This window comes from Methylobacterium pseudosasicola, from assembly GCF_900114535.1.
GTDB classification, from domain to species: Bacteria; Pseudomonadota; Alphaproteobacteria; order Rhizobiales; family Beijerinckiaceae; genus Methylobacterium; species Methylobacterium pseudosasicola.
Map to the genome: position 1 here is coordinate 12,679 of NZ_FOTK01000006.1, position 15,831 is coordinate 28,509.

The 15,831-nt window shown below is 70.3% G+C and carries 19 protein-coding genes; 11 read left to right on the forward strand and 8 right to left on the reverse strand.

Annotated elements, in window-relative coordinates; genetic code table 11:
* Positions 1-29 precede the first annotated feature (29 nt).
* The 4 genes from flgA to BM228_RS07805 are packed head-to-tail and all read left to right on the forward strand — an operon-like array spanning position 30 to position 2,841.
* Positions 30-1,187 carry a flagellar basal body P-ring formation chaperone FlgA gene (gene flgA / locus BM228_RS07790; RefSeq protein ID WP_092038760.1) on the forward strand — a complete coding sequence of 386 codons (1,158 nt, stop codon included), beginning with the start codon at positions 30-32 and terminating at the stop codon, positions 1,185-1,187.
* A 33-nt stretch (positions 1,188-1,220) separates the two neighbouring features.
* On the forward strand, positions 1,221-1,970 hold the full coding sequence (flgH, locus tag BM228_RS07795; protein WP_050735218.1) for a flagellar basal body L-ring protein FlgH: 750 nt from the start codon (positions 1,221-1,223) through the stop codon (positions 1,968-1,970).
* 20 nt (positions 1,971-1,990) lie between these two features.
* On the forward strand, positions 1,991-2,404 hold the full coding sequence (locus BM228_RS07800; protein ID WP_092038762.1) for a HEPN domain-containing protein: 414 nt from the start codon (positions 1,991-1,993) through the stop codon (positions 2,402-2,404).
* Entirely contained in the window at positions 2,383-2,841 is a 459-nt protein-coding gene (locus tag BM228_RS07805; RefSeq protein ID WP_092038763.1) for a hypothetical protein, read from the forward strand. Before BM228_RS07800 ends, BM228_RS07805 begins: the two co-directional genes overlap by 22 nt.
* A 6-nt stretch (positions 2,842-2,847) precedes the next feature.
* On the opposite strand, the gene BM228_RS07810 is transcribed toward BM228_RS07805, so the two are convergent.
* The 5 genes from BM228_RS07810 to BM228_RS07830 form a co-directional block, all read right to left on the reverse strand.
* The gene (locus tag BM228_RS07810) at positions 2,848-4,146 is read right to left on the reverse strand and encodes a Gfo/Idh/MocA family protein (RefSeq protein WP_092038765.1); all 1,299 of its coding nucleotides are present in this window, start codon (positions 4,144-4,146) and stop codon (positions 2,848-2,850) included.
* Between the two features lie 83 nt (positions 4,147-4,229).
* On the reverse strand, positions 4,230-4,613 hold the full coding sequence (locus tag BM228_RS07815; RefSeq protein ID WP_244537063.1) for a PilZ domain-containing protein: 384 nt from the start codon (positions 4,611-4,613) through the stop codon (positions 4,230-4,232).
* Between the two features lie 85 nt (positions 4,614-4,698).
* Positions 4,699-5,457: a phosphatase PAP2 family protein gene (locus tag BM228_RS07820; protein ID WP_092038766.1), complete on the reverse strand. Its 759-nt coding sequence runs from the start codon at positions 5,455-5,457 to the stop codon at positions 4,699-4,701.
* A gap of 31 nt (positions 5,458-5,488) precedes the next feature.
* Positions 5,489-6,007, reverse strand: coding sequence for a 2'-5' RNA ligase family protein (locus tag BM228_RS07825; protein ID WP_092039117.1), 519 nt, complete (start codon positions 6,005-6,007; stop codon positions 5,489-5,491).
* A gap of 27 nt (positions 6,008-6,034) precedes the next feature.
* Positions 6,035-7,138 (reverse strand): SPL family radical SAM protein, encoded by a 1,104-nt coding sequence (locus tag BM228_RS07830; protein WP_092039119.1) that lies wholly within the window; start codon positions 7,136-7,138, stop codon positions 6,035-6,037.
* A gap of 191 nt (positions 7,139-7,329) precedes the next feature.
* On the opposite strand from BM228_RS07830, the gene BM228_RS07835 reads away from it, so the two are divergent.
* The gene (locus BM228_RS07835) at positions 7,330-8,280 is read left to right on the forward strand and encodes an alginate O-acetyltransferase AlgX-related protein (RefSeq protein WP_092038768.1); all 951 of its coding nucleotides are present in this window, start codon (positions 7,330-7,332) and stop codon (positions 8,278-8,280) included.
* On the opposite strand, the gene BM228_RS07840 is transcribed toward BM228_RS07835, so the two are convergent.
* Entirely contained in the window at positions 8,274-8,498 is a 225-nt protein-coding gene (locus tag BM228_RS07840; protein ID WP_092038769.1) for a hypothetical protein, read from the reverse strand. The genes BM228_RS07835 and BM228_RS07840 overlap by 7 nt on opposite strands.
* 238 nt (positions 8,499-8,736) lie before the next feature.
* On the opposite strand from BM228_RS07840, the gene BM228_RS07845 reads away from it, so the two are divergent.
* From BM228_RS07845 to BM228_RS07870, 6 genes are all read left to right on the forward strand, one after another.
* Positions 8,737-9,711 (forward strand): glutathione S-transferase family protein, encoded by a 975-nt coding sequence (locus BM228_RS07845; RefSeq protein ID WP_092038771.1) that lies wholly within the window; start codon positions 8,737-8,739, stop codon positions 9,709-9,711.
* Between the two features lie 93 nt (positions 9,712-9,804).
* Entirely contained in the window at positions 9,805-10,272 is a 468-nt protein-coding gene (locus BM228_RS07850; protein ID WP_092038773.1) for a hypothetical protein, read from the forward strand.
* 72 nt (positions 10,273-10,344) lie between these two features.
* Entirely contained in the window at positions 10,345-11,259 is a 915-nt protein-coding gene (gene trxA / locus BM228_RS07855) for a thioredoxin (protein ID WP_092038775.1), read from the forward strand.
* 61 nt (positions 11,260-11,320) lie between these two features.
* Positions 11,321-11,986 (forward strand): LON peptidase substrate-binding domain-containing protein, encoded by a 666-nt coding sequence (locus tag BM228_RS07860; RefSeq protein ID WP_092038777.1) that lies wholly within the window; start codon positions 11,321-11,323, stop codon positions 11,984-11,986.
* Positions 11,987-12,000: 14 nt separating this feature from the next.
* On the forward strand, positions 12,001-12,207 hold the full coding sequence (locus BM228_RS07865) for a Trm112 family protein (protein WP_092038778.1): 207 nt from the start codon (positions 12,001-12,003) through the stop codon (positions 12,205-12,207).
* A gap of 582 nt (positions 12,208-12,789) precedes the next feature.
* Positions 12,790-13,179, forward strand: coding sequence for a hypothetical protein (locus BM228_RS07870; RefSeq protein WP_092038780.1), 390 nt, complete (start codon positions 12,790-12,792; stop codon positions 13,177-13,179).
* Between the two features lie 6 nt (positions 13,180-13,185).
* On the opposite strand, the gene BM228_RS07875 is transcribed toward BM228_RS07870, so the two are convergent.
* Both BM228_RS07875 and BM228_RS07880 read right to left on the reverse strand, forming a co-directional pair.
* Entirely contained in the window at positions 13,186-13,548 is a 363-nt protein-coding gene (locus BM228_RS07875) for a SpoIIAA family protein (RefSeq protein ID WP_007564720.1), read from the reverse strand.
* A gap of 77 nt (positions 13,549-13,625) precedes the next feature.
* Positions 13,626-15,812, reverse strand: coding sequence for a primosomal protein N' (locus BM228_RS07880; RefSeq protein WP_092038782.1), 2,187 nt, complete (start codon positions 15,810-15,812; stop codon positions 13,626-13,628).
* Between the last annotated feature and the right edge of the window lie 19 nt (positions 15,813-15,831).

Consider the following 15,831-nt stretch of genomic DNA (forward strand, 5'->3'; position numbering starts at 1 on the left):
CGTCCTGCCCTCACTTCAGGTCTCCGCTCATGTATGCTGGCTTCCATCCCGACTCCGCTCTCGCCGATCTTCCGCTCGTCAGCACGGCGTCGGACGAGAGCGACCTCAGCCCGATCGTGCGCCGTGCCCGCCCGCGGGTGCCCACCCCCGGCGCCGCGGTGCTGCTGCGCGCGGCGCTCGCCTTCATGACCTTCGCGGCCATCGGCGCGCTGGCGATCCCCGCCATGGCCGAGCCCGGGATGCAGCCAAGCGAGACGCAGAAGACGCAGCCGCGGCTGCGCGGCGATGTGACCGCGCGGGGCGACGTCCTGGCGCTCGCCGACCTCGTCGAGGGCGCGCCGGACTTCCTCGCCGCCCGCCCGCTGTTCCGCTCGCCGGCTTTGGGCGCCACCGGGACGATCCAGACCCGCCGCATCGTCGAGGCCGCCGCCGCCCTGGGCCTCACCGGCATCGAGACCGGCGGCCGGATGCAGATCGCCGTGCAGCGCGCCGCCCGGCGCCTGGGGCCGCCGGAACTCGAGGCGGCGCTCAAGCGCGGCCTGGAATCGGGCTACGGCCTCGACCCGCGCAACGTGGCCGTCCGCTTCGACGGCGACGGCCCGACCCTGCTGGCGCCCGTGGACCTCGCCGGCCAGGCCGCCGCCCTCGACCTGACCTACGATCCGCGCTCGCGCCGGGTCTCGGGCCTCGTGAGCCTCGGCGAGCGGCAGGCGTCGCTGCGGGTCTCGGGTGTCGTGATCGAGCTGCGTGAGGTGGCGGTGCTGACCCGGGCCCTCAACCGCGGCGACCCGGTGCGCGAAAGCGACCTCGTTGTCGAGCGCCGCCCCCGCGAGGCCGTGGCGAGCGACGCGCAGGCCGGCGCCAGTACGGTGGTGGGCGAAGTCGCCCAGCACGCGCTCCCGGCTGGCTCGGTGCTGCGGGTCTCTGATACCGCTCTGCCGGAGCTCGTCGCCCGGGGCGAGAGCGTGACCATCGTGTACGAGACCGCCAGCGTCAGCCTGTCGATGCGCGGCCTCGCCAACGAGGCCGGCCGCATGGGCGCCGTCGTCAACGTCGTGAACGTTGCCTCGAAGAAGGTGCTCCAGGCGACCGTGATCGGCCCCGGCCGCGTCTCTGTCGGCCCCGGCCCGGTCGCCCAACAGGCTGCCGCAGCCCCGCAAGTCCAGGCGACGGCGTCCCTGCGCTGATCGCCTTTCTCGATGCGTGAACGAGTTTCCCCGATGGCCAGTCGCCTTGTCCTGAACCCGCTCGCCGCCGCGCTGATCGCCGGCGCGCTTGGCGCCTGCAACACCGCCGACCGGCTGTCCCAGGTCGGCGCCACGCCGGCTCTGTCGGCCATCGAGGATCCCACGACGCAGCCCGGCTACAAGCCGGTGCGGATGCCGATGCCCGACGTGCAGCCGGTCTCCTACGCGCCGAACTCCCTCTGGCGCACCGGCTCCCGGGCGTTCTTCAAGGACCAGCGCGCGGCCCGGCTGGGCGACCTGCTGACCGTGAAGGTCAACGTCACCGACCAGGCCAACATCAGCAACGAGACCAAGCGGTCCCGGGCCAACACCGAGAGTTTCGGCCTGCCGAACGCCCTGGGGCTGGAGAACAACGCCGTCGGCAAGTCCTTCGGCGTCGGCAGCACCGCGCTCCTGTCGGCGACCTCGGCCACCGCCAATGACGGCGCCGGCTCGGTCCAACGGGCAGAGACCGTGACCACGAACGTCGCCGCGGTGGTCACCCAGGTCCTGCCCAACGGCAACCTCGTGGTCGAGGGCAAGCAGGAGATCCGGGTGAACTTCGAGGTCCGCGAGATGGTGGTGGCCGGCGTGGTCCGGCCCGAGGACATCGAATCGGACAACACCATCGACTCGACCAAGATCGCCCAGGCCCGCATCGCCTATGGCGGCCGCGGCCAGATCACCGACGTGCAGCAGCCCCGCTACGGGCAGCAGATCGTGGATATCCTGCTGCCGTTCTGAGGCGGCGATTCGGGCACGGCATGAACTGGCAGGCTTGGAAGGGGCGATCCGAGGACCATCTCCGCGCCGCACAGACCCTTGCTGCGGCCGGACACTCCAGCGCCGCCTATTACCTGGCCGGGCTGGCCGTCGAATGCGCCCTCAAGGCGCGGATCGCGCGATCGTTCCGGAGCGGGACATGGCCGCTCCGGCAATTCGTCAACGACATCCACACGCACGATTTGTCGAAGCTCGTGATCCTCGCCGATCTGCGCGATCAACGGCAGATCGATGAGAAGCGCGACCCGTCGTTTCTCGATGCCTGGGATATCGTGGCAAAGTGGACGATCGAGTCCCGGTACGCCGAATGGTCAGACGAGGAGGCATCGGATATGCCCGATGCCGTCGTGCGGCGGCGCTCCGGTGTGATGCCATGGATAAGACGTCACTGGTAGACGAGGATATCGAGGTCGGCCGCCGGTTCGTTGCAGCGCTGGAGGAGGCCGGATTGCCTGTCGCCGCCGCGATGTGGTTCAAGCGATCGTCGTACGACACGTGGATGTTGGGGATCGCGAGCCCCAACGTACAGGTTTACGGCCCTCTGTCAGTCCTCAGATTCGCAGAGGCAGTCCGTCAGAATGGCTTTGCCGATCGGATCAACCGGGACAATCTGTTCTACTTCAACACGTCGAAGCAAGCTCTCGATGACCTCGCGTCTCTGCCGAAAACGCTGACGGAGGGTGTTCGGGAGATCTGGAGCTTCCGATTGAACCACGTCGACATCGATAAGGCGCTCTTCTTCCACCTCGCCCTCGACCGGCGCCCCTCCGACGTGGCGCCGAGGCCTCCGGGCCTGAAAAAGAAGAGCCTCCCGCGCAAGCGCGTGGCCTGAGGAGCCTCAACTCGGCTCCTCAGGCTCCGGTCCCCGGGTCACGTCGAGACCTGTGCCGGCGCCCGTGGGGGGACCGACCTTGACCGGGGCGCCGGTGCGGGCGGATTCGTAGATCGCCTCCATCAGCACCTGGTCCTGGAGCCCCTCCTCGCCGGGGGTGCGAGGGCGCAGGTTCTCTTGGATGCACCGGGAGAAGTGATCCATCTCCAGGGCGAACTGGTTCTTCGGGCTCAGAACCTTCTCGTCGCGGGCACCGGACTTGCCGTCGCGATGAGAGATGAACAGGCGCTGGCCCTCATACGCGAAGGCGTTCTGCAGATCGACCGCGGCGTTGCCGGTATGCAGCGTCAGGCTGCGCGCCTCGTAAACGCCGTAGCTCGACGTGCATTGCGCGATCACGCCGGAGGGGAAGTGCATCGTGAAGCTCACGGTCTCCTCGACCTCGCGGAACTTCGGATCGTCCGGCGGCGAGTAGATCTGGGCCTGGATCAGGTCCGGCTCCTCGCCGAGCACCGCCCGGGTGGTGTTGAGGCAGTAGAGCCCGATATCCGGCAGGGAGCCGCCGCCCGCCAGCGCCTTCTTGAGACGCCACTGCTCCGGCAGCCCGGTGGTCTGGCCGTTGAACGCCTGGATCATCCGCGGGCGCCCGAACTCGCCCGAGCGGGCGAGCTTGATCACCGCGCGGTTATGCGGCTCGTACTGGCAACGATAGGCGATCATCAGCTTGACGTTGGCCTGGTTGCAGGCCGCGATCATGTCGCGGCACTCTTGCGACGCCACCGCCATCGGCTTCTCGCACAGCACCTGCTTGCCCGCCGCCGCCGCGGCCAGGACGTTGTCCCGATGCACGCTGTTGGGGGTGACGATGTAGACCGCCTGGACCGCGGGATTGGCCTTGAGCCGGTCCCACTCGTCGTAGCCGTAGACGGCATCCTCCGGCAGCCCGTATTGCCGGGCCACGAGCTTGGCCTTGTCGGGCGTTCCCGACATCACCGCGGCGAGCCGCGAGCGCTTGGCCGCTCCGAAGGCCGGAAGGATCTCGTCGAGGCTCAGCCGCCCGAGGCCGACCACGCAGTAGCCGACGCGCTGGCTTGGGGGCTGGGGCGCCGGGCTCGGGGCCGGCGGACGGTCGGCCTGGCCGCGCCAGTTCGGAAACATCACGCGCCCGCCCTGGACCGCGCCGGTATCGGCCGGGACCGCCGGACCGGGCTGCGCCGCCTGGGCCGCACCGCCGAGGCCGGCGCCGGCCAGGGCGCCCCCCGCGGCCAAGAGGGTACGTCGTGAGAGCCGGGTGTCGTCCGCCATGAGCCTCGCCGTTTCGCTGACTTGGGGCCGCGGCCCCGAATCGCCGCGACATGGGGCGAGCGTCCGCCATCGGCGCTGTCCCGTCAGTGAACGCCGGCGAGCCCCCGGTCGTTTCCCCCGAGCAGCGCGGCGCGCAGACGCGCGACCTTGGCCTCGCTGTCGGCGAGGCGACGGACCAGCGCCTCCGGCTCGGACGCCGCCCGCGTCTCCGCGAAGCCGATGCCGACCATCGCACCCGCCCGCCACGCCACGAAGGCCCGCCGGGTCTCGTTGCGGCAGGGGATGAACAGGTCGAAGCAATCCGGCAGCGTGGCCTCGACCGGGACGCCGATCCGGGCGCCGCCGAGCGAGACGTCGCGGACGACGCAGTCGATCTCCGGCAGGAAGGCGGCAATCCGGACGCGTCCACCGAGGCAGACGCGGCGGCGGGCGGTTTGGCGGCGCTCGATCACGATCGCGGTCCTCACGATATCGGTCGCATCGACAACCTCAATCGAGCCCGGATCGCACCCTGAGGTCCACCTTAACCTCCGGTTTACCTTAATTCCGTTGTCAGGCCGGGGGTGGCGGGTCCGGCGCCTCGACCTCGCCCCGCCTCTGAAGCTGGAGGGCGACGAACCAGCAGAGCGACGCCCAGGCCGCGCCGATGCACCAGCCGGCCAGCACGTCGCTCGGCCAGTGGACCCCCAGATAGATCCGGCTGAGGCCGACGAGCAGCGTCAGGCCGACCCCGAGCCCAAGCACCAGGGCCTTAACGCGCCGGTTGCGGTCGATCCGGGCGACGAGGGTCGCCAGAGTCAGGTAGGCGATGGCCGACATGGTGGCGTGGCCGCTCGGGAAGCTCGCGGTGAACACCTCCATGCCGTGGGGCACCAGATCCGGCCGCGGCCGCTGGTAAAACAGCTTCAGCACCGTCGAGACCAGCTCGCCGCCGCCGACCGCGGCGAGCACGAACACGCCGATCCGCTTCCGCCCGGACACCGCCAGATAGGCCGCCACCGCGCAGGTCAGGAACAGCACCGTGAAGACGCTGCCGAGCCCGGTGATGTCGCGCATCGTCTCCTCGAGCCAGGGCGGCCCAATCGGGTCGGAGAGGTCGGCCGGGTTGCGCAGGGCGAGCAGGATCTTGCGGTCGAGCGCCGCGGTCGATCCCTCGCCGACCTCGTGAGCCAGGTAGAAGAACCCGTAGCCGAGAATGCTGACGCCCAGGAGGGCGACCAGCGGGCCGACCTCGTTGAGCCGCAGGCGCAGCCAGACCGCCATCGCCCGCCCGGTCAGGGGATTATGCTGCAGACGACTCGGCGCCCTCATGGCGCGCTCCCCGCGTTGCGCGTGTGGACCATCAGGCATTCTCTCCGAAGGCCAGGACAGCGACCGCCTCCCAGGGGCCGCCGAGATAGCGCCACAGCCGGGTCGCGGGCGCCGTGAAGTGGAACGGCGCGAACCCGGCGGCCAGATCGGCGTGGAGCGCACGCGCCTTGTCGGGGGCGACCTTGTTCTGCACGGTCACGTGCGGGCGCCAGCCCTGGCGGTCCTGCGCGGTGAGGTGGGGCTCGAAGGTCTTGGCGAGCCGGGCCCGGAAATTCGACAGCGATTCGGATTCGAGCACGTAGGCCACGCCCCGCCCGGTGAAGCGCAGGCCGGTGACGGCGACCTCCGGGGCCAGCACCGTGCGGGCCAGGGTCGACACCGCCTCGATCACGCCGCGCTCCTTGTCCCCCGGCAAGTGGTGGAACAGGGTCGCGTGCGCCGGGATGAGGTTCAGGGCTTCGGGGAAATTCCGCCGCCGCTCACCGTCGAAACGCGCGAAGGTCGGCTCGTCGAAGGCGAGGGTCAGGATCAGGGGGGCCGCGTCATGCATGCGGGGCGACATGGCGCCTGAACCCGCTCAGGTCCAGTACAGCACCCGCGCGGCCGGCAGGTCGCGGGTCAGGCGCTCGGTGAGATGGGCTCGCATCGCCTGCATCAGCGCCTTCGGGAAGACATGCTTCACCGTGCCGAACTTGGTGCGCTTCTCCACCCGGTCGGCCTCGTCGAGGGGCAGGTCCGAGCCCGGATACCAGCCGCGCAGGACCGCCTTCGAGATCGGCGTGAACCGGTGAGTGATCAGCTCGGCAGTCAGGTCGAGATCGGGGATGCCGGCCAACGCGTCGGCGGCGTCGCGAATCAGGCCGGCATAGGCGTCCTCCCAGCCCTCCACCGGGATGATCGGCGCGATGGTCAGGCCGACGGGATAGCCGGCCCGGGCCATGGCGCCCATCGCGGCGAGCCGCGCGTCGAGCGGATCGGTGCCGCCCTCGTAGCGCGAAGCGGGGCGGGCATTGACCGAGAAGCGGATGCGCGTGCGCCGGTTGTGCGGCAGGTCGAGGAGCGGGGCCACGGCGGCAAATTTCGTGGTGAAGCGCAGCTGCACCGGCCCATCCCAGGCACCGAAATGCCGGATCGCCGCCGAGAGCGAGCCCGTGAGGTGCTCGATCCCCAGCGGGTCGGTGTAGCAGGAGGCCTCGAAGGTCGTCCCCTCATGCGCCCGCTCGGCGGAGGCCGAGGTGACGGCGCCCTGGCCGGCATAGGCTGCGAGGTTGTCGAGGATCGCGTCGAGATTGGCGTAGGCGCGGGTGACCGGCGGCCCCTGGAGCGAGCCGGCGAGGTAGCAATACTGGCAATGGGCCGGGCAGCCCTCCGCCAGGTCGAACCGCCAGTCGGCCGAGGGCGGGATCGGCTGGAGCCGCAGCTTGGTCGGCGGCGCCACCGTGATCGCGAGGGTCGCTTTGGCCGAGGTATAGGCCCTGCGCGGATCGGGATCGCGCAGGCCGGTGAGGCGGTTGGAGGCGAGCCGTTCCACCGGCAGGCCCATCGCCTCGGCGCGCTCCGCCATGACCCGGCCATGGGCGAAATCGAGCGCGGCCGGCGTCACCAGGACCCGGCGCGGGCGCCAGAGCCGGGCTGGACGGGCGCGGGACGCACCGGGGCTTTCGGCCGCCGAAGCAGGCATCAGGAGTGAGGTGGGCGACATACCTGTCGAACGCGCGCCTACTGCACCGGGTCCGGCTCAGGTGTCCCGGCGCGGTGCGGCCGAAGCGCTCGCCGCCGAGGGGGAAGCCGGTTCGGCGGGGGGCCCGTGTCGCCGAGCGGTCGGAGCCGTCCCGATTGCATGGCGGTTGGGAACGGCTCTAAAGCACGGCCATGGCTTCAGGCAGGGAGAGCGTACATGTCGGCCGGGACGGATGGCTGTTCCTCATCGGCGGCAGCAACCGCGTCATGGATCGCTACCGGGGCGGCCTGCGGCACTGGCTGCTGCTGCGCGGCTGGGCGCGACTGATCGAAGCCCGGTCCCGGCGCGCGGAAAGCCTCGGGATCCGCTGCCTGCACGTGATCGTGCCTGAGAAGCTGTCGGTCTACGACGACAAGGTCGAGGGGTTGCGCTACGCCCCGGCCAAGGCCTCGACCCGGCGCTTGGCCCGGCGCCTCGCCCGGCACCCGGCCTACCTCGATCTCCTGGCTCCGCTCCGGGCGGGCCGCGACGGCCCGGTGCCGCTGTACCTGCGCACCGATACGCACTGGACCATCCAGGGTTGCCTGCTGGCCTATCGCGAGATCATGCGCGCCCTCGGGGCGATCCCGCCGGCCGATATCGGGGCGCGGCCGCACATCGTCTCGGACGCGGTTATGGATCTCGGCGAGAAGCTGCGCGAGCCTCCCCGGGAGCGGCTGGACCGGCTCATGCTGCAGCGCGACGCGAAGCGGGTCGAGGTCGGCCCGATGCTCGCCGCCTACGAGGCGGAAGGACGGGACCGGGAGGCGCATGTCGGCGCCCACGTCGTCTACCGGAACGAGACGGAGGGCGCCGATCCGCGCCGCCTCGTCCTATTCGGCGATTCCTGCGCGCATTTCGACCCGTTCCTGCTGACCGGGCTGCTGGCCGAGAGTTTTCGCGAAGTCCACTTCGTCTGGTCGGCAAGCCTGGATTGGCCCTACATCGAGCGCGTGCGCCCCGACATCCTGCTCTTCGAGTTGGCCGAGCGCTTCCTCGCCCGGCTCCCGAAGGACGATTTCGACGTGACGGTCTCGGGCCAGCGCGGGACCGGCGGACGCGTGGCACAGATGAGGGCGGCGAAGGTCGCTGCCGCTCAGTAGATCGCCGTATCCAGGTAGGCGTAGTCGGTGATGCTCGCCGCCTGGTACTTGGCGAAGGATTCCGGCGCGCAGGCGATGCCGATCATCAGGATAAGCAGCGTCGCCACGCAGGCCAGCGTCGCCGTGACGAGGTCCGCGTGCCGCCGGAGGGTGTGGATGATCAGGCACCCCAGGGTGAACAGGGCCGCCTCTGCGACGGGCACCAGCGCGAACGACATCTCTCAGCTCCATCCAGTCTCCCGCCGGGCCGGGGTCGCTGCGGACGCGCAGCGGCAGGCGGGTGTCGTGTAAATGGCCGATTATGCTGCACTGCAACAGAAGCGCGGGCGCAGGCCTGCGTTGCACGCGGCTCTTAAGCGAATCGCAACCGGGACGGGTCGTCCGGCGCATGACCCTTTCCGCGCGGCGCGCGGCGCCCATCTCGCCTCGATCGCATCTCGAAACGGGACATCACCCATGGGCCTCCTCGTCGACGGCGTCTGGCGCGACCAGTGGTACGACACCGCCTCCACCGGCGGCCGGTTCGAGCGGAAGGCCTCATCCTTCCGCAACTGGGTGACCGCGGACGGCGCGCCCGGCCCCTCGGGGGAGGGCGGCTTCAAGGCCGAGCCGGGGCGCTATCACCTCTACGTCTCGCTCGCCTGCCCCTGGGCCCACCGCACCCTGATCGGGCGCGCCCTCAAGGGGCTGGAGGAGGCGATCACCGTCTCCGTGGTCGATCCGCATATGGGCGGGGAGGGCTGGGTGTTCGGCGACACGCCGGGGGCGACGCCGGACCCGATCCATCACGCGACCCGCCTCTACGAGGTCTACCGGGCAGCCGACCCGACCTATACCGGGCGGGTTACGGTGCCTGTGCTTTGGGATCGGCAGCGCGGCACGATCGTGTCGAACGAATCCGCGGAGATCCTACGGATGCTGAACGGCGCCTTCGGGGGGTCCGGGCCGGACCTGTACCCGGAGGACCTGCGTGCCACGATCGATTCGATCAACGCGCGGGTCTACGACCGGGTGAACAACGGCGTCTACAAGGCCGGCTTCGCCACCGCGCAGGACGCCTACGCGGCCGCATTCGAGGCCCTGTTCGCCGAACTCGACGCCTTGGAAGATCGCCTCGACCGGAGCCGCTACCTCTGCGGCGACAGGCTGACCGAGGCCGATATCCGGCTGTTCACCACGCTGGTGCGGTTCGATGCGGTCTATGTCGGGCACTTCAAGTGCAACCGCCGCCGGATCGCCGATTATCCGAACCTGTCGAACTACCTGCGCGACCTCTACGCGCTCCACGGCGTGGCCCCGACCGTGAATCTCACCCACATCAAGCGCCACTATTACGAGAGCCACCCGACCATCAATCCGACCGGGATCGTGCCCCTGGGGCCGGATCTGGACTTCTCCGCGCCCAACGACCGGGCCCTGCGCTTCGGCTAGGGTGCCGGATGGATCGGACCGATCGGCGCGCCTCCCTCGACAGGCGGCGCCGCACGCCTAGTTCGACGGCAAACGGAGGAGACCCGGCCCGCCATGACCACACGCCTGCGCCTTGCGCTGCTCTGCGCCCTTCTCAGCCTGCCGAGCGCGGCGCAGGCCCAGGCGGCGCTCAAGCTAGAGGGGGCCTGCGAGAAGCTGGTCGTCGACGGACGCGATCTCAGCGCGTCCTGCAGCAACGTGCTGGTCAACGCGGTGAGCAGGAACCGCACGAGCTTCGATTTCTCCGCGGCTGACGGACAGGCGCTGAGCTTCAGCGGCAACGGCGCCCAGCAGGAGGCCACCGAGGAGACCGACCCGCTGCAGCCGATCAACCTGGTGATGGTCGGCAAGGACGGCGCGCCGACGCTGGCAATCGGCGCCTGCCGGTTCTCCACGCCGGAGCCCGGCCGCACCGCGATCACCTGCGAGGCGAGCACCGCGGACGGCCACGCTTATGCGGGGACCTTCGTGACCGCCGCCAAAGCCGCGGAGAAGGCGCCCCCCGCGGCGCCGGCCCGCTGAGTTTGGGCTGGTCAGAGCGCCTCCGAAGCCCCATCTAAGGCGCTCCACGAAAAAAGTTCCGAAGCCAGGCCAATGCTGAATGACACCTTCGCCGGCGGCGCTGCCCCGGCCGGCGATACCGATGCCCTGATCAAGGACACGACCACTGCGGGCTTCCGGCAGGATGTCATCGCCGAGTCGATGCATCGGCCGGTCCTGGTCGATTTCTGGGCGCCCTGGTGCGGCCCCTGCAAGCAGCTCACGCCGGTCCTGGAAAAGGTGGTCAAGGCGGCCAAGGGCGCGGTCGCCCTGGTCAAGATGAACATCGACGACCATCCCTCGATCGCCGGCCAGCTCGGCATCCAGTCGATCCCGGCGGTGATCGTCTTCCAGAAGGGCCAGCCCGTCGACGGCTTCATGGGCGCGGTGCCCGAGAGCCAGATCAAGGAGCTGATCGCCCGAGTCGCCGGCCCGGCCCAGGATCCGGTCGAGGCGGCCTTGGCCGACGCCGCCGCCCTGATCGAGGAGGGCGACCTTGCCGGCGCCTCCGAGATCTATGCCGCGGTGCTGGAGCAGCAGCCCGACAACGTGACGGCGCTCGCCGGCCTCGCCAAGATGCAGCTCGACGCGGGCGAGATCGAGAACGCCAAGCGCGTGCTGGCCATGGTCCCGGAGGCGAAGGCCGCCGACCCGGCGCTCACCGGCATCCGCGCCGCCCTCGAACTCGCCGAGCAGGCCGCCTCGCTCGGCGATCTCGCGGGTCTGCAGCGGGAGGTCGAGGCCAATCCGGACGCGCACCAGGCGCGGTTCGACCTCGCCCTGGGGCTCGCCGCCGCGGGCGAGCGCGGTCAGGCGGTCGATCACCTGATCGAGCTGCGCAAGCGCGACAAGGACTGGAACGAGGACGCGGCCCGCAAGCAGCTCCTGCAGTTCTTCGAAGCCTGGGGCGTGATGGATCCCGACACGATCCGCGGACGGCGCAAGCTCTCGGCGCTCCTGTTCTCATGACGCTTCGGCTCGCACCGGGGCGGATTATCCGGCCCGGCTTCGGGCCCATCGGGGAGGCGCCATGAGCACCCATGCGAGCTACAAAGGCCCGGCGGATTGCCCCGCCGTTATCCCGGTGTTTCCGCTGCCCGGTGCGCTGCTGCTTCCGCGCGGCCAGATGCCCCTCAACATCTTCGAGCCGCGCTATCTGTCGATGATCGACGACGCGATGCGCACGGACCGGATCATCGGCATGATCCAGCCCGATCCCGAAGGATCGGGCGCGGCCAACCCGAAGCTTTTTCGCGTCGGCTGCGCCGGGCGGATCACGCAATATGCCGAGACCGGCGACGGCCGCTACCTCGTCTCGCTGACCGGGATCAGCCGGTTTCGGGTCGAGAGCGAGTTGGCCTCCACCAGCACCTACCGCCGCTGCCACGTCTCCTATGACGACTTCGCGGTGGACTTCGAGCCCCGGGCGGGCGAGGAACAGGTCGACCGCGATGGCGTGCTCAAGGCGCTGCGCGACTTTGTGGACTCGAACGACTTGAAGGTGGATTGGGCCGGGATCGACGAGGCGCCCGACGAGGCGCTGGTCAACGCCCTCTGCATGATGAGCCCGTTCGGCGTGCGCGAGAAGCAGGCGATGCTGGAGGCCCCGGACCTCAAGACCCGGGCGGAGATCCTGATCGCGGTCACGCAGATGGAACTGGTTCGCGGCTCCGGGCCCGAGCCGACGATGCAATAGGCTGCACGATTGTCATGACCAACGACCTCACCAACCCCGTCGAGGCGACGCGCGTGGACCCGAAGCTCTTGGAGATCCTGGTCTGCCCGCTGACCAAGGGCACGCTGGACTACGATTCCGCCCGCCAGGAGCTGATCAGCCGCTCCGCCAAGCTCGCCTACCCGATCCGCGACGGCATCCCGATCATGCTGCCGGAAGAGGCGCGCCCGCTCACGGATTGAGTGAGTCAGGGGGTCGCGAGAGGTTGAACGGCGGCCTCGAAAGCCTGCCGTGAGAGCACCCGGCTTCACGCGACAGTTCCCGCATCGTCCGTAGACCGCCGACACAAAACCCGCTCCAACCATGGCGCGCGTTTCCCTCCCCCCTCTGCGGGGGAGGGTGGGCCGGCCGTCAGGCCGGGTCGGGAGAGGGGAACCCGGCGTCCGAAAGAGGCAGAGCAGATGTGCGGGCCGGAGCCACATTCTGCATCGTCGCTCTCCTCTCCCGACCCCCTTTCGTGGGCCACCCTCCCCCGCAGAGGGGGAGGAAGACGCGCATGGGTCCGGCCGCCGTGCTCATCCATCGACCGTCCAAATACGATCTTCGAGCGAACGCCGGCCCGATTCGCCAATACCGCCAAGCAATCCCAAAACGCAGCGTGGCTATTCCCGTCCCAGCCGCGCGCGGATCATGATCTCATCTCACAAACCGCGCGGTCATACTCTCGCCGCTTCTCGCATTCAGCATAGAGTCATCCTCCATCGACGAGTGTGACCCGGCGCGCCAGGACGGGCGGCGCGTGCTTTGCTGAAAGAGACTCCTGCATGATCAAGCTGGTCGCCGCTGCGGCTCTCGCCGCCGGCCTGTCCTCCGCCGTGTCGCTGCCGGCTTCGGCCGGGCCGGGCGCGAACAACGGGACGTGGTCGGTGGAGCTGGTGACGGAGAGCGGCCTGTGCAGCGCCCGCTATTCCTACGCCCTGGCGATCCGGGAGGGGCAGGTGCAGCTGGTCTCGGGCGGGGCGGGCGCTCGCGTCAGCGGCCATGTCGGCGCCGATGGCAGCGTCGGGCTCGCCGTCACCAATGGGACGGCGAGCGGCACCGGGACCGGCCGGCTCCAGGCCGGCAGCGGCTCGGGCACCTGGAAGGTCGCCTCCCTGTGCTCCGGCCGCTGGACCGCGCGGCGCCGGGATGACCGCACCGCGCAGGCTGATTGATCGTCTTCAGGCGGCGCCGGCGAGCCAGGTGCGGGCCTCGGCCAGACGGGCGCGCTCGAACACCTTGATCTGGGTCGGCGAGACGAAGTTGAAGGTCTCGGCCAGGGCCTTCAGCCAGGGGGCATCGGTCACCAGGGCAACGTGGCTGACGCTCTTCATCATCGAGATGCCGAAGCGCGGGTCCTTGAAGAAAGCCGCCGGCTCCATGCCCTCGAAGGCGCGGATATCCTCGAGCAGCTTGAGCTTGCCGCCCTTGTCGAGGTCCGCCTTCATGGCGGTCATGGCGGCGTTCATCTCCTCGTCGGAGATCTTGCCGTCGACCACGATCTCGGCGACGTTCGAATCCGGCGTCTTGGTATAGGTCAGCACTGATCGCTCCTCCGGGAACCGCACGCGTTCCGCCGCCGGTAGCCGGCTTCGGATCCGCTGCCCGTGCCCGCAGTGTCTTACAAAAAGCTTTGCGGGTCGACATCGATCGCGACCTTGACGTTGCCGCGCACTTTCGGGCCGCGGGCGATCCAGGCGCGCAGATAGGCCTGCATGTCGACGTTGCGCTCGGTCTTCACCAGCAGCCGGAACCGGTAGCGGCCCCGGACCAGGGCAAGGGGCGCCTCGGCCGGTCCGAGCACCATCACGCCCTCGGGCGGGTCGGCGGCGCGGGCGAGCGCCTGGCCGTGGGCCTCCGCGACCTCCCGCTCGGCGGCCGAGACGATCAGGGCGGCGAGCCGCCCGAACGGTGGCAGGCCCGCCGCCTCCCGGGCCTGGATCTCCTCCTGGTAGAAGCGCTCGGCATCCCCGGACAGCAGCGAGGCGATCACCGGGTGTTCGGGCTGATAGGTCTGGACCAGCGCCCGGCCGGGCTTGTCGCCGCGCCCGGCCCGGCCGGTGACCTGCTGGAGCAGCTGGAAGGTGCGCTCCGCCGCCCGGGGATCGCCCGAGGTCAGGCCGATATCCGCATCCAGCACCCCGACCAGGGTCAGGCTGGGGAAGTTATGGCCTTTGGCCACCAGCTGCGTGCCGATCACGAGGTCGCATTCCCCGGCCGCCACCGCCTCAAGTTCCTGCCGCAGCCGGTCGGCACCGCCCGGAAAATCGCTCGACAGGACGATGATGCGGCGGTCAGGGAACAGCCCGGCGGCCTCCTCGGCGATCCGCTCGACCCCGGGGCCGCAGGCCGTGAGGTTGTCGAAGGTGCCGCACTCGGTGCAGGCATCGGGCCGCCGCTCGGTATAGCCGCATTGGTGGCAGACGAGCGCCCGCCGGAACCGGTGCTCCACGAGCCAGGTCGAGCAGTTCTTGCACTGGTAGCGATGCCCGCAGGCCCGGCATAGGGTGAGCGGCGCGTAGCCCCGGCGGTTGAGGAACAGCAGCGCCTGCTCGCCACGCTCCAGGGTGTGCTTCACGGCGTTGACCAGCGGCGGGCTGAGGAAGCGGCCGCGCTCGGGCTGGTCCTTGCGCATGTCGATGGCGGCGATGTCGGGCAGGCGTCGGCCGCCGAAGCGCTCCGGCAACACCACGTGCCGGTAGCGCCCCCGCGCCGCGTTCACCCGGGTCTCGATCGACGGCGTCGCCGAGGCGAGCACCACCGGGCAGCCTTCCAGGCGCCCGCGCACCACCGCCATGTCGCGGGCGTGGTAGTGGACGCCGTCCTCCTGCTTGTAGGCGGCCTCGTGCTCCTCATCGACCACGATCAGGCCGAGGTGGGCGAACGGCAGGAACAGGGCCGAGCGGGCGCCCACCACCACCAGGGCCTCGCCGGCCGCCACGGCCGCCCGCAGGCGCTCCCGTCGCTTGCCACCGATGCCGGAATGCCAGGCCGCCGGCCGGACCCCGAAGCGCTGGGCGAAGCGGTCGAGGAACTGGGCCGTCAGGGCGATCTCGGGCATTAGGATCAGCGCCTGCCGGCCCGCCCGGATGCAGGCGGCCACCGCCTCGAAATACACCTCGGTCTTGCCCGAGCCGGTGACCCCTTCGAGCAGGATCGGCCGATTGTCAGCCGCCTCGGCCTCGGGCTGTTGCCAGGGGAACGGCTCGACCAGTTCGGTCACCGCCTCGGCCTGGGCGGGGGAGAGCGGCGTCCGCGGGAAGTCGGGATCCGGCCGCGGGGCGACCGGCTCGGGCTCCACCGCGACGGTCTCCAGGACGCCGTCGTCGATCAGGCCGTCTACCACCGAGAGCGAGACCCCGGCTTCCTTGGCGAGCGCGCTCTTGCCGCGCAGCTCCCGGTCCACCGCCACTGCCAGGACCTTGGCCCGAGCCGCGGTCGGCCGGGTCGGCTGCTTGTCGGTGAGGCGCACCGCCACCCGGGCGGTCTCGGCGGCGGCGGCCTCGTCGGGCAGGCGCAGCACCATGGCGAGCGCCGAGCCCTTCGGGGCCAGGGTGTAGCGGGCGATCCAGTCGACCAGGCTGCGCAGGGGCTCGGAGAGGGGCGCGTAGGGCAGGCGGCCGGTGACCGGGCGCAGGTTCGAGCCGCCCGGCGTCTCGGCCAGGCCCCAGACCACGCCCACGATCTCGCGGGGGCCGAGCGGGACCTGCACCACGTCGCCGACCGAAAGGTCGAGGGTGCCGGGCACGACGTAGCTGTAGGGCGCATCGAGCGCCAGCGGGATCAGGATCTCGGCGACAAAGGGCATGCGGGGCGTATCGGGCGGG